The 17342-nt window shown below is 68.1% G+C and carries 19 protein-coding genes and 1 riboswitch; of the genes, 10 read left to right on the forward strand and 9 right to left on the reverse strand.

Annotated features, from left to right (window positions below; genetic code table 11):
- Entirely contained in the window at positions 1–720 is a 720-nt protein-coding gene (locus tag F1642_RS09160) for a sulfate/molybdate ABC transporter ATP-binding protein (RefSeq protein WP_194886054.1), read from the forward strand.
- A 42-nt stretch (positions 721–762) separates the two neighbouring features.
- Here the strand turns inward: F1642_RS09160 and F1642_RS09165 are convergent, their stop codons facing one another.
- Positions 763–1035: a hypothetical protein gene (locus tag F1642_RS09165; protein ID WP_194886055.1), complete on the reverse strand. Its 273-nt coding sequence runs from the start codon at positions 1033–1035 to the stop codon at positions 763–765.
- Between the two features lie 19 nt (positions 1036–1054).
- Between F1642_RS09165 and F1642_RS09170 the strand changes: the two genes are divergently transcribed.
- Positions 1055–1507 (forward strand): TetR-like C-terminal domain-containing protein, encoded by a 453-nt coding sequence (locus F1642_RS09170; protein WP_194886056.1) that lies wholly within the window; start codon positions 1055–1057, stop codon positions 1505–1507.
- Here the strand turns inward: F1642_RS09170 and F1642_RS09175 are convergent, their stop codons facing one another.
- Positions 1508–1945 carry a DUF1810 domain-containing protein gene (locus F1642_RS09175; protein WP_194886057.1) on the reverse strand — a complete coding sequence of 146 codons (438 nt, stop codon included), beginning with the start codon at positions 1943–1945 and terminating at the stop codon, positions 1508–1510.
- A 162-nt stretch (positions 1946–2107) separates the two neighbouring features.
- Between F1642_RS09175 and F1642_RS09180 the strand changes: the two genes are divergently transcribed.
- The 7 genes from F1642_RS09180 (at position 2108) to F1642_RS09210 (ending at position 9505) form a co-directional block, all read left to right on the forward strand.
- Positions 2108–2590, forward strand: coding sequence for a DUF421 domain-containing protein (locus F1642_RS09180; protein WP_052715252.1), 483 nt, complete (start codon positions 2108–2110; stop codon positions 2588–2590).
- Positions 2591–2655: 65 nt separating this feature from the next.
- Positions 2656–3582: a LysR family transcriptional regulator gene (locus F1642_RS09185; protein ID WP_194886058.1), complete on the forward strand. Its 927-nt coding sequence runs from the start codon at positions 2656–2658 to the stop codon at positions 3580–3582.
- A gap of 105 nt (positions 3583–3687) precedes the next feature.
- A complete protein-coding gene (locus F1642_RS09190) occupies positions 3688–4677 on the forward strand; it encodes a tripartite tricarboxylate transporter substrate binding protein (protein WP_194886059.1) in 990 nt (329 codons plus the stop codon).
- Between the two features lie 86 nt (positions 4678–4763).
- Positions 4764–5264: a tripartite tricarboxylate transporter TctB family protein gene (locus F1642_RS09195; RefSeq protein WP_045982583.1), complete on the forward strand. Its 501-nt coding sequence runs from the start codon at positions 4764–4766 to the stop codon at positions 5262–5264.
- A 9-nt stretch (positions 5265–5273) separates the two neighbouring features.
- Entirely contained in the window at positions 5274–6767 is a 1494-nt protein-coding gene (locus F1642_RS09200; RefSeq protein WP_046000622.1) for a tripartite tricarboxylate transporter permease, read from the forward strand.
- Between the two features lie 3 nt (positions 6768–6770).
- Positions 6771–7631 carry a shikimate dehydrogenase gene (locus tag F1642_RS09205; RefSeq protein ID WP_194886060.1) on the forward strand — a complete coding sequence of 287 codons (861 nt, stop codon included), beginning with the start codon at positions 6771–6773 and terminating at the stop codon, positions 7629–7631.
- Positions 7628–9505, forward strand: coding sequence for a bifunctional sugar phosphate isomerase/epimerase/4-hydroxyphenylpyruvate dioxygenase family protein (locus F1642_RS09210; protein ID WP_194886061.1), 1878 nt, complete (start codon positions 7628–7630; stop codon positions 9503–9505). The genes F1642_RS09205 and F1642_RS09210 overlap by 4 nt, the downstream gene beginning before the upstream one ends.
- A gap of 27 nt (positions 9506–9532) precedes the next feature.
- On the opposite strand, the gene F1642_RS09215 is transcribed toward F1642_RS09210, so the two are convergent.
- From F1642_RS09215 to F1642_RS09235, 5 genes are all read right to left on the reverse strand, one after another.
- Positions 9533–9733: a hypothetical protein gene (locus F1642_RS09215; RefSeq protein WP_127897629.1), complete on the reverse strand. Its 201-nt coding sequence runs from the start codon at positions 9731–9733 to the stop codon at positions 9533–9535.
- Positions 9734–9860: 127 nt separating this feature from the next.
- A complete protein-coding gene (locus F1642_RS09220; RefSeq protein WP_194886062.1) occupies positions 9861–10850 on the reverse strand; it encodes a spore coat U domain-containing protein in 990 nt (329 codons plus the stop codon).
- Positions 10847–13192 carry a fimbria/pilus outer membrane usher protein gene (locus F1642_RS09225; RefSeq protein ID WP_194886063.1) on the reverse strand — a complete coding sequence of 782 codons (2346 nt, stop codon included), beginning with the start codon at positions 13190–13192 and terminating at the stop codon, positions 10847–10849. The genes F1642_RS09220 and F1642_RS09225 overlap by 4 nt, the downstream gene beginning before the upstream one ends.
- A gap of 25 nt (positions 13193–13217) precedes the next feature.
- A complete protein-coding gene (locus F1642_RS09230; RefSeq protein WP_194886064.1) occupies positions 13218–13931 on the reverse strand; it encodes a molecular chaperone in 714 nt (237 codons plus the stop codon).
- Positions 13932–13942: 11 nt separating this feature from the next.
- Positions 13943–14434, reverse strand: coding sequence for a spore coat U domain-containing protein (locus tag F1642_RS09235; RefSeq protein WP_139597874.1), 492 nt, complete (start codon positions 14432–14434; stop codon positions 13943–13945).
- Between the two features lie 322 nt (positions 14435–14756).
- Between F1642_RS09235 and F1642_RS09240 the strand changes: the two genes are divergently transcribed.
- Positions 14757–15662 (forward strand): GAF domain-containing protein, encoded by a 906-nt coding sequence (locus F1642_RS09240; protein ID WP_194886065.1) that lies wholly within the window; start codon positions 14757–14759, stop codon positions 15660–15662.
- Between the two features lie 15 nt (positions 15663–15677).
- Here F1642_RS09240 and cobF read toward each other — a convergent pair whose 3' ends face one another.
- The gene (cobF, locus tag F1642_RS09245) at positions 15678–16418 is read right to left on the reverse strand and encodes a precorrin-6A synthase (deacetylating) (RefSeq protein ID WP_194886066.1); all 741 of its coding nucleotides are present in this window, start codon (positions 16416–16418) and stop codon (positions 15678–15680) included.
- Complete coding sequence (locus F1642_RS09250; RefSeq protein ID WP_194886067.1) at positions 16415–17080, reverse strand: energy-coupling factor ABC transporter permease; 666 nt, start codon at positions 17078–17080, stop codon at positions 16415–16417. The genes cobF and F1642_RS09250 overlap by 4 nt, the downstream gene beginning before the upstream one ends.
- A 30-nt stretch (positions 17081–17110) precedes the next feature.
- Positions 17111–17327: riboswitch (cobalamin riboswitch) on the reverse strand.
- Positions 17328–17342 lie beyond the last annotated feature (15 nt).

Raw genomic sequence — 17342 nt, forward strand, 5'->3', positions numbered from 1 at the left:
ATGCATATCCAGATCGACGAGATCGCCAAGGAATTCGGGACCACCACCGCGTTGCATCCGGTGTCGCTGTCCATCCCCTCGGGGGCGCTGGTGGCGCTTCTGGGGCCATCGGGTTCGGGCAAGACGACGCTCTTGCGCATCCTGGGCGGGCTGGAGTTCCCGACCTCGGGGCGGGTGCTGTTCAACGGCCAGGACGCCACCGGCATGACCGTCCAGGACCGACGCGCGGGCTTCGTGTTCCAGTCCTATGCCCTGTTCCGCCACATGACGGTGTTCGAGAACATCGCCTATGGCCTGCGCGCCCGACCCCGCGCCAGTCGCCCCCCCAAGGGCGAGATCGAGCGGCGGGTGCTGAAGCTGCTGGACCTGATCCAGCTGCCCCAGATCGCCGACCGCTATCCGACGCAGCTGTCGGGCGGGCAGCGCCAGCGTGTGGCCCTGGCCCGCGCCCTGGCGATCGAGCCGCGCATGCTGCTTTTGGACGAGCCGTTCGGCGCGCTGGACGCCAAGGTCCGCAAGGAGCTGCGCCAGGGCCTGCGCGACATCCATGACGAGACCGGGTTGACCACCGTCTTCGTCACGCATGACCAGGACGAGGCGATGGCGCTGGCCGATCTGGTCGTCGTCATGTCCATGGGCCGGATCGAGCAGATCGGAAAGCCCCAGGACATCCGCACCCGCCCTGCCACCGCCTTCGTGCGCGAATTCGTCGGCGCTTGACGGACGCCCGTCGCGGGTCGATGTCCTGTCGGTGGCGGGTGGTCAGGTGTCGCGAATGCCGCTGCCGCCTCTTGCGAAATGCGGCCAACTCTGCTTGCAGTTGCGCAGACCAAATGCGGTTCGCGATGCTGCGATGACGGACAGGACACAGAGGCTGCGATGACCGGGACGACCCTGCGTGGCAACGTCTATGCGAACGCCATCGAGGCGCTGACAGAGCTTGCGGCGCGCAACGGCGCGGTGCCGTCGATCCAGGAGATCGCCGACCACATGGGCGTGTGCCGGGACCGGATCGACCAGCTGTTTCCCCAGCATCCAGCACCTGCTGGTCGCGATGGCAGAAAGCGCGATGATGGTGCTGAACCAGACGCTGATCGACTGTGTCGCGGCCGCCCGCCGCGACGATCCGGTCGCGCAGTTCCTGGCCATCGCGAACGGCTATGTCGAATGGGCGCATCGCCATCCCCGCGAGTTCCGGATCGTCGGATCGATGCCCGCCGGCAATTTCGAGGGCAACGAACGCCTGATGCGCTATGAGGCCTCGATCCACGAATTGATGATCAGGCTGCTGCAGCGGGCGCAGGCATCCGGCCTGATCGCGCGGGATCAGGACCTGGTGACCTTCGTTTCTGTCGCGCACACCTTCGCCTATGGGGTGGCCAGCAAGATGCTGTTGGGCGATCTGGCCCGCTGGAACCCCGGATCGTCCGACATCGAGGCCGCCCGCACCAACATGCGCGTCTTCATCCTGCACCTGCTGCGCCCGTCGGGTCAGGCGGTCGTGTGACTAGGCGTGCAGGCGGCGCGCCGTCACGGGGCAGGGCCGACCGTCGAAGAAGGTGTCAAGAATCGTCGTGAAGACCGCAGGGCCATCGGCGGCGAACAGCGTGGCCGAGGACCGCAGCTTGCCCGCGTCGACGGTGCCGAAGATCGCCTCGGCCGACCGGTCGTCATGGGCCAGAACGGCCTGCGCGCAGGCGACCAGGCGCGGACCAAGCAGCGGGTGCGCCACGTACCGCCGCGCCTCGTCGCGGTCCGCTATGCCGTACAGGTGGGACATCGCCGACTGTCCCAATCCGCGCAGCTGCGGAAAGATGAACCACATCCAATGGCTTTCCTTGCGGCCCCGCTCCAGTTCGGAAAGCGCGACGGCATAGGCGCGGTCCTGCGCGGCGACAAACCGATCGAGGCTTTCGGGGTCCTGCGCGGGCGAATGACGGGTCATGGGGATGCTGCCTTTGGGTTTCGGACGGGACATCGGGACAACGCCCCGACCGGCCGGCCGGGTTCACATGGCCCTGGCCGATGTCCGATGGGCATGGGCCCAAGGCGAACCGATCCGTTCCCGCCACGTTGGACCCTGCAACGTGATGACGGAGGGGATCGGATGGATTGGGGCGCAATGTTCTTTCAGGGCTGGGAAGGCATCGTGCGCACGCTGCTTGTCGGCACCTTGGCCTATGTCGTGCTGGTGGCTTTTCTGCGCATCGCCGGCAAGCGCAGCCTTGCCAAGCTGAACGCCTTTGACTTTGTGGTGACGGTCGCCCTGGGCTCGATCCTGGCCAGCATCCTGCTGCAGGAATCCATCGCGCTGGCCGAAGGGGCCACGGCGATCGGCCTTCTTCTGCTGCTGCAGTTCATCGTCACCTATGGGTCGGTCCATTCCGCCACCTTCGCCCGGCTGATCCGGTCCGAGCCGAGCCTGCTGGCCCGCGACGGCCGGTTCTGCAGCGCCACGATGACCCAGCAGCGGCTGACCGAGGACGAGATCATGGGCGTCGTCCGGTCGGCCGGGGCGCGCGACATCGCCGAGGTCCGCTTCGTCATCCTGGAGGCCGACGGCACCATCAGCGTGTCGCTGCAGCCGTGAGGGCGACCGGCGCGGGGCGCGATCGGAACCTTGCAATGCGCGCCTTTCCGCCCGAAGCATAAGCGATGAGAGAGCTTACCCTGCGCCAGGTCGAGGTCGTGCGCGCCGTCATGATCGCCGGCACGATCCAGGGTGCCGCCGATCTGCTAAACGTGTCCGCACCTGGGATCAGCCGGCTGATCAAGCATACCGAAAGCGGCCTTGGCATCCGGCTGTTCGAACGCAAGGCCGGGATCTTCGTACCCGCGACCGAGGCGCATGCGATCTTTGCCATGCTGGAGCAGGTCCACCGGCAGATGGACAACCTGAACGTTGCGGTCAGCGCGCTTCAGAAGGGGCACCAGTTCACGCTCTCCTTCGCATCCGCGCCCTCGATCGCGCAGTTCATCGCGGCGCGGGTCATCCGCGGACTACGACAGCGGTTCCCCGATCTGGACATCGACCTGGACATCCTCAAGATCGAGGAGACGCTGGACTATCTGCTGCTGGAAAAGGGCGAGGTGGTGATCATGTCGTCGCATCTGGACAATCCCGGCATCCAGTGCACCCCCATCGGCGAGGGCCGGATCGTGGCCATCATGCCCGAAGGGCACGTGCTGGCGCAGAAGCTGGCCGTGTCGATCCACGATCTGGTCCAGTATCCGTTCATCGGCGTAGATCCGTCCGACCCCTATGGCCAGACCCTGGCGCGGCCCTTCGACGATGCCGGCCTGACCCCGCGTCACGCGATGCGCGGGCGGTTCGCCCAGACCATCGTCAGCCTGGTGCGCCACGGCCTGGGTGTCGCGGTCATCGACGAATTCTCGGTGGCCGAGGTGTACATGGCCGGGCTGGTCCGCCGGCCGCTTGTCGAACCCGCGACGATCACCGCCTGGTCGGTACAGAAACGGGGGCGCCAGCTGTCCAGCTTTGCCGAACAGACCGTGACCCTGTTCCGCCGCGAACTGGGCCGGGCGCGGGCACGCGAGAGGTGGGACCAGCCCGCCGATTAACGTCAGGTTACGTTCCGCGTTCAATCGGTATTTGCGGTTAGCCCTGCGATCTGAGATGCATGGGCGTCGGCCCAGGAGGATGGGCGCTGATCTGAGGGAGGAACGATGCGACATTTTGTTTACGGCGCGGCCGTGGTGCTGGGTCTGGCGATGCCTGCGATGGCCGAATACCCCGAACGCGACATCCAGGGCATCATCCAGTGGGGTGCCGGCGGGTCGACCGACACGGTCAGCCGTTCTGTGACGCCGCATGCCGAGGAGATCCTGGGCGCCAAGGTGATCCTGCAGAACGTGACCGGCGGGGTCGGGGCCATCGGCCTGAACCAGGCCGACCGCGCAGATGCCGACGGCTATACCCTGCTGTTCGGGGCCGAGAACCCGCTGCTCTACAAGGTCATGGGCCTGGGAGAGAAGGACTATTCGGACTTCGTGCCGATCAACGTCATCGCGCGTGGCATCCCCATCCTGGTCGCCCAGCCCGATGCGCCCTTCGACACCTTCCCCGAGATGATCGCCTATATCAACGAGAACCCGGGAGAGATCCGTTTCGGTTCGACCGGGCCGGGCGGCCTGCCGTCTGTGGTCACGGCGATGATCAATGACAAGACCCCGATCGAGGTGACCGCCGTGCCCTATGACGGCGACGGCCCGGCGCTGACCGCGCTGCAGGGCGGGGCGATCGACGTGATGCCCGCCGTGCTGGGCGCCGCGCTGGAGCCGGTGCGGGCCGGCAACCTCAAGGCCATCGCGATCTTCGACACCGAGGGCGTGCCGCAGCTGCCCGACGTCCCGGCGATCACCGACACGAACCCGGAATTCGCCGACCTGCTGCCCTGGGGTCCGTTCTTCGGCATCTTCGTCAAGGCGGGCACCCCCGACGACATCGTGGCCAAGCTGACCGACGCCTATGGCCAGGCCACGCAGAACGCCGACTTCCTGTCGATGATGGAGGGACGCGGCTTCCGCATGCTGTCGCTGACCGGCGCCGAAGCCCAGGAGTTCCTGGACGGCTGGCAGAGCCAGACCGCCTGGATCCTGTACGACGCCGAGATCGCCAAGAACTCGCCCGAGGATTTCGGCATCAGCCGTCCCTGATCCGGCCCGATCATCCGCCGCCCCGTTCGACCGGGGCGGCATCCCAAGGTCCGCGCAAGTCACAGGTCCGACGGAGGGACCCATCCATGGAACCGACCCCCAAACGTCGTCCGGGCGAACTTGTCTTCAACATCGCGGTCATGCTGGCCAGCTTCGGCCTGCTCTATTCCGCCTACGGCATCTCGGGCTTCGAGGCGCTTTCGGCCCCCGGCGCGGTGCCGATGGCCACCACCGCGATCATGGCGGTCTGCGCGATCATCATCCTGGTCCAGACGCTGCGCAAGGGCACGGGCGGCGGGCAGACCATGGCCGCCGACATCCTGCCGCTGATCGTGATCGTGACCATCGCGATGATCGCCGCCTATGCGGTGCTGCTGCGGCCGCTTGGTTTCCTGCCGACCTCGGTGCTGTTCCTGCTGGTGATGATCCGCTTTCTGTCGCGGCGCGGATGGGGTTTCTGCCTGGCGGTGTCGGTGGGCACCGTCTTCGTGATCTGGATCATCTTCCGCCTGATCTTCGCCGTCCTGATGCCCCAGGGCATCATCCCCGAGGGACGCATCGTCTCTGCCATCACGTCGCTGTTCTGAGGGCGCATCATGGACATCCTGTCGAACCTGCTGATCCCGATCGTCAATCTTGACCTGCTGATGCTGATCGCCGTGGGGACCTTCGCGGGCATCTATGTCGGCGCGATCCCCGGCCTGTCGGTGACGATGGCTGTGTCGATCCTGATCTCGTTCACCTTTTCATGGGAGGTCTATCCGGCGCTGGCGCTGATGATCGGCATCTACATGGGCGGCGTCTACGGCGGGTCGCGCACCGCGATCCTGCTGAACATCCCAGGCGCACCATCGGCCATCGCCACCGCGCTGGACGGATTTCCCATGGCCCAGCAGGGCCGCGCCGGAGAGGCGATCGGCATCGTGACCGTGGTCTCGTTCATCGGCGGCTTCATCGGCATCTTCGCCCTGGGCGCCTTTGCCCCGCTGCTGTCGGATTTCGCCATCGGGTTCCAGCCGCGCGACTTCATGCTGCTGGCGATCATGGGCATCCTGCTGGTCGGATCGCTGTCGGGCGACAGCCTGGTCAAGGGCATCTTCGCGGGCGCCCTGGGCATCGGCGTGGGCGCGGTGGGCATGGACCCGCTGACCATCCAGGACCGGTTCGTCTTCGGCATCTCGGAACTGCGGGGAGGGATCTCGTTCGTGGCGGTGATGATCGGCCTTTTCGGCGTGTCCGAGGCGCTGATCCAGCTGCACAGCATCCACACCCCGGCCGTGCGTCAGAAGATCACCGGCATCATCCCCAGCTGGTCCAAGGTGCGTCGGCACCTGCCGCTTGGCCTGCAGACCTCGACCATCGGCACGGTCGTGGGGGCCCTGCCGGGCACCGGCGGCGACATCGCCGCGCTGATGGCCTATGACCATGCCAAGCGCGTCACCCGCAACCCCGAGACCCCCTTCGGCAAGGGCGCCATCGAAGGGCTGGTCGCCCCCGAGACCGCCAACAACGCCGCCGTGGGCGGGGCGTTCATCCCCATGCTGACGCTTGGCATTCCGGGCGACGCGGTCACCGCGATCATGATCGGCGCGCTGTTCATCCACGGCCTGAACCCCGGCCCGATGCTGATGATCGAACAGCCCGACATGTTCTGGTTCATCGTCAGCTCGCTGGCGCTGGCCAACGTGTTCATGCTGATCTTCGGCCTGACCGGGATCCGCCTGTTCGTGCGCATCGTCGAACTGCCGCGTACGGTCCTGCTGCCGGTCATCATGGTGCTGTCGATCGTCGGCGCCTATGCGGTCAACAACAGCCTGACGGATGTCTACTGGATGCTGGGCTTCGGCGTGCTGGGCTATTTCATGCGGCTTTACGGCTATCCGCTGGCGCCCATCATCCTGGGGGTAATCCTGTCGCGGCTTCTGGACGACAACTGGCGCCGGGCCATCATCAGCGAGCGCGAGGATTTCGGCGCGATGATGATGGGCATCTTCACCAGCCCGCTGTCGCTGTGCCTGTTCCTTGCGGTCGTGATGATCCTTGTCACCAACACGCCGTGGTGGGCCCGGCGGCGCGCCCGCAAGGCCTGAGCAATGAAAGACCTGACCATGACCGACACGATCCTGCTGGGCCTGATCGGCGACAACATCGCGGCCTCGCAGTCGCCCCGCCTGCACCGTCTGGCAGGCCTGCAGAACGGGCGCAGGGTGCGCTATGACAGCCTGATCCCCGCGGTCGAGGGGCTGGACTTCGACGCCCTGTTCGCCCGTTGCGCGGCGGGGGGCTATCGCGGCATCAACGTCACCTATCCCTACAAGGAGGTCGTGGCGGGCCGGCTGCGCATCGACGATCCGCTGGTCAGGGCGATCGGGGCCTGCAACACGGTGCTGTTCAACCCGGAGGGGCCGCGCGGCTTCAACACCGACTATTCCGGCTTTGTCGCGGCCTATCGGCGGGTGCGGGGCGAACGGGCGCCGGGGGCCGTGCTGATGATCGGCGCGGGCGGTGTGGGGCGCGCGGTGGCCTTCGGCCTGATCGCGCTTGGCGCGGCCGAGATCCGGCTGGCCGATCGCGACGCGGCCAAGGCCGACGGCCTGGCCGATGCGCTGCGCCGCGCCGCGCCGGGGCTGGTCGTGCGGACCGGCACCGATGCGGCGGCGCTGGCGCCCGGCGCGCAGGGGCTGATCAACTGCACCCCCGTCGGCATGGTCGGATATGGCGGCACGCCCTTGCCCGCCGATCTGATGGCGGGGGCGGAATGGGTCTTCGACGCGGTCTATACCCCGGTCGACACGCCGTTCCTGCGCGATGCGGGGGCGGCGGGTCTGGACGTCATCTCGGGATACGAGCTGTTCGTGGGGCAGGGCGTGGATGCCTGGGCCATCTTCACCGGCCTGCCCTTGGACGAGGCGCGCCTGCGCGACGATCTTGCGGCCGGGCGGGACGCGCCATGAAGACCTCGATCGCCACCGTGTCGCTGTCGGGCAGTCTGACTGCCAAGCTGGCCGCCATCGCCGAGGCCGGGTTCGACGGCATCGAGATCTTCGAGCAGGATTTCTTGGCCTCGGACTTCACCCCGGCCGAGGTCGGGCGCATGGTCCGCGATCACGGGCTGGAGATCACACTGTTCCAGCCTTTCCGCGACTTCGAGGGCCTGCCCGAACCGCATCGCAGCCGCGCACTGGCCCGGGCCGAACGCAAGTTCGACCTGATGAACCAGCTGGGCACCGACCTGATGCTGGTCTGCTCGACCGTCCATCCGGCGGCCATCGGCGGCATCGACCGCATGGCGCGCGATTTCCGCGACCTGGGCGATCTGGCGGCCCGCCACGGCATCCGCGTGGGCTTCGAGGCGCTGTGCTGGGGCCGCTTCGTGAACGACCACCGCGACGCCTGGGAGGTGGTGCGCCGCGCCGACCACCCGAATGTCGGCCTGATCCTGGACAGTTTCCACACGCTGGCGCGCCGGATCGACCCGGCCTCCATCCGGGCCATTCCGGGTGACCGGATCTTCTTCGTGCAGCTGGCCGATGCGCCGGCCATCGACATGGACCTGCTGTACTGGTCGCGGCATTATCGCAACATGCCGGGCGAGGGTGATCTGGACGTGACCAGCTTCATGCAGGCGGTCGCGGCGACGGGCTATGCCGGACCGCTGAGCCTTGAGATCTTCAACGACCAGTTCCGGTCGGGCCTGCCGCGCATGGTGGCCAAGGACGGGCATCGCAGCCTGATCGCGCTGATGGATCAGGTGCGGCGTGTCGAACCGGCGGCCGCCCCCGACCTGCCGCGCTTTCCCGCCCCGGCCCCGGTCGAGCGGATCGAATACATCGAATTCGCCACCAGCGCGGCCGAGGCCCCCGGGCTGGAGACGCTGCTGTCCAGCCTTGGCTTTGCGGCAGGGGGGCGCCATGTCTCCAAGCCGGTGACGGTCTGGCGTCAGGGCGGCGTGAACGTGCTGGTCAATTCCGACCCCTCGGGCTTTGCCCACAGCGCGTACGTGACCCACGGGACGACCGTGTCGGAAATTGCGCTGATGGTCCCCGATGCCCGCGCCGCGTATCAGCGCGCGACCGCGCTTCTGGCGCGGCCGCTGGTCCAGGAGACGCCGCCGGGACAGCTGGCGATTCCCGCGATCCGGGGCGTCAGCGGCAACGTGATCCGCCTGCTGGATGCCACGTCGGACCTGGCGGGCATCTGGCAGGTCGATTTCCGCGCGACGCCCGCGCAGGCCGGGGCCGGGATCACCGGGATCGATCATATCGGCCAGACCATGGCCTATGACGAGATGCTCAGCTGGTCGCTGTTCTATACGTCGATCTTCGACGCGCAGAAGGCGCCCATGGTCGATGTCGTGGACCCCGACGGGCTGGTGCGCAGCCGGGCGGTCCGGTCGGGCGGGCTGCGGGTGACGCTGAACGGGGCCGATGCGCGCCACACCCTGGCCGGCCGCTTCATCGAGGACAGCTTCGGCGCCTCGGTCCAGCATGTGGCCTTTGCAAGCGACGACCTGTTCGCCACTGCCGCCGCCTTGGCGGAACGCGGTTTCGCCACGCTGCGGATCGGCGCCAACTACTATGACGACATCCAGGCCCGGTTCGGGCTGGATCAGGGCTTCGTCGACCGGATGCAGGCGGCATCGATCATGTATGACGAGGATGAGGACGGACAGTTCTTCCAGTTGTACAGCGAACCGCGCGCCGACGGCTTTTTCCTTGAGATCGTCCAGCGGCAGGGCAACTATGCGGGCTATGGCGCGCCCAATGCCCCGTTCCGCATCGCCGCGCAGAAACGCGCCGCCCGTCCCGCCGGAATGCCGCGCCACTAGCGTCGCGGCGGCCGCGGCTCACGGGCGTCAGCGCAGTGCGACGTTGCGCAGCAACTGGATCTGCGTGACCGTCTCGACCACCCGATAGGTGGTCGCGCGGTTGCGATGCAGCACCGTGAGCGAGGTCAGGCCACCCACCGTTTCGTGCGTTTCAAAGTCCGTGTCGCGGTCGAAATCGATGGCCCGCGGTTGCAGCGTGTCGGGATCGGTCAGGATCATTCGGGGCATGGCATGTCCGTCTTCGCAAAGGCTGGGCACTGTCGGTCGGCGCAGGTAAACTACATCGTTCATCCTTTGGTTGCATCATGCCAGCCCAGATCAGCCGATTTTCGCCGCTGCCCGATCCTTGGACAGATCAATAGGTGACCGTGACCACGACGGTATCGGAATAGGCACCGGGCGGGGGCGTCGGCTGCGGGGGCACGCGGCCATGGACCGTCACGGCGCGCGAGACCCCGGTCCCCGCATCCGTCGTGGCCAGGCCGTCCGCGATCAGCCCCCATGGCTGCGTCCGGGCCGCGTCGCGATACAGCTGATAGCCCACGCGATGGCCTGCCAGATCGCGCATCTGCCGGCCGCCGATCCCCGCCGCCTGCAACCCGTGACCCAGCCCCAGGCTGTAGCTGGTTCCCGCGGTGCAGGTCACGCGGACCTGGCTGGTCGCATCGACCGGCCGGTCCAGCAGGCCATGCTGGCCAAAGTCCAGATCGTCGGCGACGACGCGGCAGTTCGGGCGGACCTGGGCCTGCACCATGAAGGTGAACCCGGTGACGCGCGTGGTGCATCCCCCCAGAAGCGGCGGCCGGCACGTCTCGGTCGTGGCGCGGACATCCAGCGGCTGACGCGAAAAGGTCGCGCTGTAAGCACCCGGCACGGCCGCGTTCTGCGCGCCGGGGACGCGGGCATAGACCGGCACGTTCATGCCTGTCGTCGTCAGCAGCGACAGGACCGAACTGCCCGTCAGGACCACGGGCTGCCCGCCATGCGTTCCCTGACTTCCTCCGAAGATCGTCGTGTGGGTCGGGTTCTGGTACAGGTCATAGGCCAGGCTGCTGCCCGACGGCCCCCCAAGGCGGCGCAGGCTGCCGAACAGGCCAGCCGAACCGTCGCCCAGTTCGATCGTCACCGTGATCGAATTCAGCAGCCCCAGGAAGGTCGAGCAGTTGACCGCGATGTTGCCCGTGGCGGTGGTCGGGCTGCTGCCCAGGACGTCGACGGGCCCCAGCACGATGTTGCTGGCCGAGAAGGTGCAGCTTTGCGCCCGGGCCGGCGCGGCCAACCCAAGGGTCAGCAGACCTGCGATCAGGAACAGCAGGATAGCACGCGGGAAGGGGGCAGTGGTCATAGGCATGGCACCTTCTGCAGATGGGTCAGCACACCGGGTTCGTCGACATAGGCGACCTCGGCGCGGCAGCGCCGCCCGTCTGGATAGGACACCGCGATCACGTTGATCTCCTGCATGCCGGACAGGAACGTCTCTCCGTCAAATCCGACCAGGTTGTCACCGCCGTCATCGTTCAGCACCACCCGTCCCCCGACCTCCAGCGGCTGGCCCTGGCCGTCGACCAGCCCGATCAGCGCCTCGCGCGTGCTGGTCTGCACGCCGAAGGTGACCGTCGCCCCCGACCGGTGGGCCGGGCGGACGACCCGCTGCGTGGCATCGGCGGCCGCATCCAGCGGCAGCCCAAGCGGGTCGATGGAGATCGCGTTGCCCTCGTAGGCGCGCAGGTCGGGGACCAGGATGCGGCCCGACCGCCCGGTGCGGCCGACGGTGCGGTTCTCGGCGCTGACCTCGACCCCGGGGGCGCCGGCATCGACGACGGCAAAGGCGTCCTGGACCGGGCGCGACAGAAAGACGCCACCGCCCGACGCGACGATGGCACCGTCGACCCGCAGGCCCACGGCCTGGGCGCCCGACTGGCTGCGCGCCGCGACCTCGACCCGACCCAGCTGGTTCTCGTATCCCGCATCGGCCCGGATCGAGCGCCCGTCCCCCTGGTCCGCCTGCACCCGCCAGTTCCAGCGCGGGATGTCGCCCGCGCTTTGACCGCTGATCTGCGCATAGTGACGCCATCCGCCCTGGCGGCGTTCGGACTGCATCCCGGCATAGTGCCGGGTTCCCAGGGGGATCTGCAGCTGGACCCCCGCGGTCGTGTCGCGCCGCGATCCGCGCAGCGATGTCGCGCTCAGCGTCACGCTGCTGTCGCCCCACAGCCTCCGGCTGAAGGACAGGCCCAGGGCGGTTTCGCGTGCGACCGGGCCGGGCGCACGGATGTCGGAAAGAAACAGGCTGGCGCCGCTGCCGATCCGGCTGTCCAGCGGCATCGCCAGGCTAACCTGGGCGATCTGGCGGGGAAAATCGTATCGGTCGGTGCGCGCGCCCCGTGGGGTGGCCGACACGGCGGCGACGTCATCGAACCGCCCTTGGGTCCGCATCAGGCGGCCTGACAGGGCGGCAGAGCCGATCGACAGGCTGGTCGACAGATCCAGCAGCGCGCCGCTGCCCCTGTCGGACCGGCTGCCGGCCAGGCCAAGGCTGGCCGTGCCCAGATGGCCGATCCGGACCACCGCCCCCGCCCCCGCCATCTGCAGGCCGCGCCCCCCTTCGGCATGGGCCGACAGGGTCAGCGCGTCGGTCATGCCATAGCGCAGCGTGCCCACGCCGAAGATGTCGTCGCCATAGCGATCGCCTGGCGTGCCGATGCCCAGCCTGGGCCGCCCCACGGACAGCGCGAAATCGGCAAGCCCCGGTTTCAGCAGCAGGTCCGACATCAGGAAGGGCAGATCGACCTGCGTCTCGCGGCCCGTCACGTCGCGCACGACGACGTGCGCCACCCCCGACCCCCCGCTCAAGGGCAGGTCGCGGATGCTGAACGGGCCGGCGGGCACCTCGGCGGAATAGGCCCTGATCGAATCCGAGAAGACCTCGACCGTCGAGGGCAGGGCGGCGCTGCCCTCGAACCCGGCCAGCGGGATCGTGATCAGATCGGGCTGCAGGCCGAAATTGCGCTCGACCATCGCGCCGCCCATGCGGACCGGCCTGGCCCAGGAGGGACCGCGTGACGCGATGTCCCCGACCTGGACCTGCATCGCGCGCCCGGGGAACGAACTGCGCCAGCTCGTCTCCAGCCGCCGGTACCGGTGCGATCCGTCCCCGTCCGGCGCGACGACGAATGCGTGGTTCAGCACCCCCAGGGGCATGAACAGCCGCCCGTCGACGCTGCCCGAGACCAGCTGGCCGCCGGCTCCCGCATCGCCGCGCCAGGTCTCGACGTTCAGCCCATAGTTCAGCACCACGCCATAGCCCTGATCGACCGCGGGTCCGGCATCTTCGCCGGGCGGGGTGTCCTCTGCCGGGGTACCGGCGTCAAGTTCGTGGGGCGCTGCGATGTCGGGCGGGACGATGAAGCGGATCGTCTGGTCGGGCGCGACCAGGCGCCAGCCAAGGCCGGGGATCTGGTCCAGCCTGACCTCTCCGGTCACGGCATCACCGGCCAGGATGCCGCTGGTGCGCAGGTCCTCGGCATCCGCGCTGAGGACGCCGTCGCCCACGTCGGTGAAGCGGGCGATCAGGTTCCTGGGCTGGCCGTTCACGAACACCTCCAGGTACAGGTCCTGCCCCGCCTCGGGTGGCGGGATGTCCTGGGCCCCCGCCGGTCCGCAGCACAGCGACGCAAGGACGGTCATGGCCAGCCACCCTCGGCCGATGCGCTCAGCGCATGGGGACATCGACGTCCAGCGCCCCCATGTTCGTCGCGGCCGACAGCCGCGCCGAACCGCCCAACTGCCCCGCCGGCACGATCGGCCATTCCATCGACGATCCGCCCAGCACGTATCCCAGCAGGCCGGGATGGCGCACCGTGGCGCCATTCGGCGCGCTCAGTGTGACGTCGGCGATGCGCAGGCGGCTGTCGCCGGTGTTCTGGGCCACCAGATGGGTCGCGCCCCCCGATCGGCGCAGCGACCAGCGGACATCGGCGGATCGTACCCCGGCATCGGCAAAGAACACCGGGATGCGCAGTTCGGTGGCAAAGGCCACGGCGCCCGCCTGTCTGCGCGACTGGTCGGGGATCTCGTTCAGGACGACGCGATAGGCCTCTTCTCCGCTGACCGGGGTGCGCGCGACGCGGACGACGCGGATCGTCTGCGTCGCACCGGGCGCAAGCTGGATCGCGGGCGGGCTGACCACGACATCCGCGCTGCGTTCCAGGCTGTCCTGGGCGCCGGGCTGCAGCCAGCGGAAGACGCGCGACTGGACGGTGATCGGCCGGCTGCCGTCGTTGCGCAGGGTCAGGGTGGTCGCCGCCCCGGGCGCCGGAACCTCCAGCAGCACCGGAGAGACCCTCAACCCCTGCGCCGTGGCCCCCACCGCCAGGCCAAGCGACATCGACACGGCCAGAAGGCCGCCTGCAAGAAATCCACGCATGGTCTGGCCTTTCAGTAAGTGACGGTCACCGTGACGGTATCGGTATAGGTTCCGGGGGCAGGCGTCGCCTGTGCCAGGACCCGGCCGAAGACCGTGAAGGATTGCGCGTCGCCCGTCCCCGTCGCCGGCTGGGTGTCCGCGCCCACGGCATTGCCCCAGTTCGTCACCCGCCCGGCATCCTGGAACAGGGCATAGGCGATCGTCTCTCCGCCCGATGTCATCTGGCGTACGCTGGTCGTGGCCCCTGCGCCCAGCCCTTCGTTCAGGCCGATGTCATAGGGGGTGGTGTCGGTGCAGGTGACCTCCATCGTGGCCGTGGCATCGACATCCGTGCCAAGCACGCCCTGGGTCCCGAAATCCAGCGTCTCGGTCGAGGTGATCTCGCATTCGGCGACGATGGTGATCCGGACGTCGAAGCTGTCCGTCGTCACCGTCTGCGCCAGGGGCGCCGTCGCCGAAAAGGCGATCACGGCCAAGATCGTCGGAAAAATTTCCTGTGTCATGATGGTTCATATGCTCCAAAATTCGAGAACGCCGATCCGAAGTTTTGCAGACTAAGCAAAAAGCACATCTTAAAGGTGTATTAAGAAGTATCGGGCACAGTGATTTCGTGTCAAACTAAACCTTCCAGTGTGTAACCTTGATTTTGCGCAAATTCCCCATATCCGCGGATCGTCCTGCGGACCCATGCCTTACCCCTGGCCGCGGCGGTCATTGCCGTCTCAGTCCGGGTATCGAAAGAATTCGGTCATGACCTTGAACTGGAAACGTGCGGGTGACCCTGGCGCCGGGTCCGCCGCCGCAGATGGCACCCCGCGACGGGACATGTCCGGCATGGACGTTCCGCCAACTGATTCGGGCCTGATCCGTCTTTACGAAAACGGCGTGCTGCGTCCGACGCGGACGCCCGTCTTCGACCGCGTCGTCGAGCAGGCGCGGCGAATCTTCTCATGCCAGGCCAGCCTGCTGACGATCATCGACGAGGCGAACGACCGCCAGTTCTTCAAGGCCGAGGCGGGCCTGATGCTGACCGCGGACGAGGATCGCGTCACGTCGCTTGCCTATTCCTTCTGCCGGATCGTCGTCGCGAATTCCGCGCCGCTGGTCATCGCGGATGCCCGGATCGATCCGCGGTTCAGCGGGCATCTTGCCATCGGCAGGTTCGGCGTGGTCGCCTATCTGGGCGTGCCGGTCAAGGACGAGACGGGGAGGGCCATCGCCGCCCTCTGCGTGGCCGAAAGCAGGCCGCGGGACTGGACGTCGGCCAATGTCGAGGTGCTGCAGGCCTTTGCGGAAGGTGTCTCGACCCAGATCAAGACGATGGTCCTGTCCGAACGGATGCGGACCGCCATCGGTCAGGAACCGGGCGGCGCCTCGGCCCTGCCACAGCCGACCAGCGCGGTCCTGACCTATCACCACGCCCCCGACGGGACCGAGACGATCGACGCCGCGACTGCGGAGACGGAGCAAATCTGGGGCATCCCGGCCGCCGAATACATGGCGCGGTTCGGCGATGTCTTCGCCTTCTGCATGGTCGAGGATTACCCGCTGGCCCGCGCATCGTTCGGAAACTCTGCCGCCGGGATGATCCCCTGGCACCATCGCTGGCGCATCCGCCTGCCTGACGGTCAGGTCAAGTGGCTGGAGGGGCATGGGCTTCCCGCATCCGGTCGGAACGGCGGGCTGACATGGGACTGCACGATCAACGACGCGACCCGCCTGACATCCTGACGTCCCGCGGGCCGGTCACGCTGCATCGTCGCGGGCCAGCAGATAGCAATCCATGATCCAGCCATGCGCCGCCCGGGCGGCGGCGCGTGCCGCCTCGATCCGTGGTCCGGCCTCGGTCAAGGGGCCCGCCTCCAGCAGTTGTTCGGGCATGCCCAGGTAGGCGCCCCACCAGATCTGCAGGCCCTGAGGGGGCAGCGTCGCAAAGGCGCAGGTGCCGTCCAGCATCACCACGACCCGGTCGACGTCATTGGGAAAGCCCTTGTCGCGAAGCCGCCGTCCGGTGGTGATCCGCACCTCGGATCCCAGGGCGTTCAGTGGAATGGCATGGGCAGCGCACAGGGCCTGGATCGCGGTGATTCCCGGGATCACCCGTGCGCGCCAGTCCAGACGCGCGGCAATGCGCAGGCTGCTGTCATAGAGCGACGGGTCGCCCCAGACCAGCATCGCCACCGCCCCGCCCTGCGGCAGCGCCGCCGCGACGGCCCCCGCCCAGACTTGCGCGATGGCATCATGCCATCGGTCGACGGCCTCCAGATAGGGCCGGTTTGCATCGCGCACCGGCAGGTCGATCTCGGCCACGGCGCCGCCGGGGCGGTGGCGGTCCACCATCGCGCGGCGCAGATGGGCCAGATCCTCCTTCCCGGCGCCCTTGCGGGGGATCAGGACCAGATCGGCCTCCTGCAGGGCGCGGACGCCCTGCAGGGTCAGGTGGTCGGGATGGCCCGTGCCGGCCCCGATCAGCACCAGATCGATCATGCGTAGAGCCGTGGCGTCACCAGCCCGCTGCCGCGCAGGCCGCGCGCCGCCTTGGCGCCCGCCAGCACGGCCAGATCGACCAGCGGCTCGACCACGATGACCAGCAGATAGGCCGCGCCGAAGGACAGGACCCCCGCCGTCGCACCGGCGCCCTGACCATAGAACGCCCAGAACGCGACCCAGGCCACGATGCCCCCCTGATAGGCCGCCGACAGCGCCAGCGCCTGGCCATAGCGCAGGTCCACATAGGCGGTGTCCGGCGCAATCACCCGCCGCGCCACCGCCGCGACCACGAACAGCGGCACCAGCAGCGTGGTCACGTTCATCCCGTATTGCGGCAGATCGAACGGCGCGAAGAACAGTCCCTGGATCAGCAGGCCCAGGGCCAGCCCGATCGCCGCCGGCGCCGCGCCCAGGATCAGGAACAGCGTCGATCCCAGGATCAGGTGCACCTCGGACACGCCTACGGGCGCGGTGGGCAGGACCTGGAAGAACACGAAGGTCGCGGCCGTCGCCAGCGCCCCGCGCGCCGCCAGCGACGCCCCGCCCTGCGCGCGCAGGGCCTGGGCCGCCAGCCTCAGCGCGTAAAGCCCGGCCGTGGCGGCCGTGGCATAGCCCAGTATCAGCTTGGCGCCGGTGACGACGCCCTCTTCGATATGCATGTCATCCTCCTGTGGCCGTCCACCCGACGGCATGGGGTTGCCTGACATGGCCGGTTTCCTGGCTTGCGGGTCCGGGCGCGGCGTCGGCCTTCCCGGATCGCTCCAGTGGCATGGGTGACGCGCGCTCTCCGCATACAGTCGCGGGGGCGGCCGGGGCTTCGGGTGCCGCGATTGGGTCCACCCTTCCCCGTTCCCGATGAAGCCCGGCGTTTCACGCCTGACGGGCACCATTCAGACGGTCAGATAGACGGGATCGCAGGGC

The sequence above is a fragment of the Paracoccus sp. NBH48 genome (assembly GCF_015390265.1).
Classification (GTDB): Bacteria; Pseudomonadota; Alphaproteobacteria; order Rhodobacterales; family Rhodobacteraceae; genus Paracoccus; species Paracoccus marcusii.

Bases quoted from the DNA above. Each gene is read 5' to 3' on its own strand.
- F1642_RS09160 (WP_194886054.1), top strand. From the start codon at position 1: ATGCATATCCAGATCGACGAGATCGCCAAGGAATTCGGGACCACCACC.
- F1642_RS09165 (WP_194886055.1), bottom strand. From the start codon at position 1,035: ATGCTGGGGAAACAGCTGGTCGATCCGGTCCCGGCACACGCCCATGTG.
- F1642_RS09170 (WP_194886056.1), top strand. From the start codon at position 1,055: ATGGCAGAAAGCGCGATGATGGTGCTGAACCAGACGCTGATCGACTGT.
- F1642_RS09175 (WP_194886057.1), bottom strand. From the start codon at position 1,945: ATGACCCGTCATTCGCCCGCGCAGGACCCCGAAAGCCTCGATCGGTTT.
- F1642_RS09180 (WP_052715252.1), top strand. From the start codon at position 2,108: ATGGATTGGGGCGCAATGTTCTTTCAGGGCTGGGAAGGCATCGTGCGC.
- F1642_RS09185 (WP_194886058.1), top strand. From the start codon at position 2,656: ATGAGAGAGCTTACCCTGCGCCAGGTCGAGGTCGTGCGCGCCGTCATG.
- F1642_RS09190 (WP_194886059.1), top strand. From the start codon at position 3,688: ATGCGACATTTTGTTTACGGCGCGGCCGTGGTGCTGGGTCTGGCGATG.
- F1642_RS09195 (WP_045982583.1), top strand. From the start codon at position 4,764: ATGGAACCGACCCCCAAACGTCGTCCGGGCGAACTTGTCTTCAACATC.
- F1642_RS09200 (WP_046000622.1), top strand. From the start codon at position 5,274: ATGGACATCCTGTCGAACCTGCTGATCCCGATCGTCAATCTTGACCTG.
- F1642_RS09205 (WP_194886060.1), top strand. From the start codon at position 6,771: ATGAAAGACCTGACCATGACCGACACGATCCTGCTGGGCCTGATCGGC.
- F1642_RS09210 (WP_194886061.1), top strand. From the start codon at position 7,628: ATGAAGACCTCGATCGCCACCGTGTCGCTGTCGGGCAGTCTGACTGCC.
- F1642_RS09215 (WP_127897629.1), bottom strand. From the start codon at position 9,733: ATGCCCCGAATGATCCTGACCGATCCCGACACGCTGCAACCGCGGGCC.
- F1642_RS09220 (WP_194886062.1), bottom strand. From the start codon at position 10,850: ATGACCACTGCCCCCTTCCCGCGTGCTATCCTGCTGTTCCTGATCGCA.
- F1642_RS09225 (WP_194886063.1), bottom strand. From the start codon at position 13,192: ATGACCGTCCTTGCGTCGCTGTGCTGCGGACCGGCGGGGGCCCAGGAC.
- F1642_RS09230 (WP_194886064.1), bottom strand. From the start codon at position 13,931: ATGCGTGGATTTCTTGCAGGCGGCCTTCTGGCCGTGTCGATGTCGCTT.
- F1642_RS09235 (WP_139597874.1), bottom strand. From the start codon at position 14,434: ATGACACAGGAAATTTTTCCGACGATCTTGGCCGTGATCGCCTTTTCG.
- F1642_RS09240 (WP_194886065.1), top strand. From the start codon at position 14,757: ATGTCCGGCATGGACGTTCCGCCAACTGATTCGGGCCTGATCCGTCTT.
- cobF (WP_194886066.1), bottom strand. From the start codon at position 16,418: ATGATCGATCTGGTGCTGATCGGGGCCGGCACGGGCCATCCCGACCAC.
- F1642_RS09250 (WP_194886067.1), bottom strand. From the start codon at position 17,080: ATGCATATCGAAGAGGGCGTCGTCACCGGCGCCAAGCTGATACTGGGC.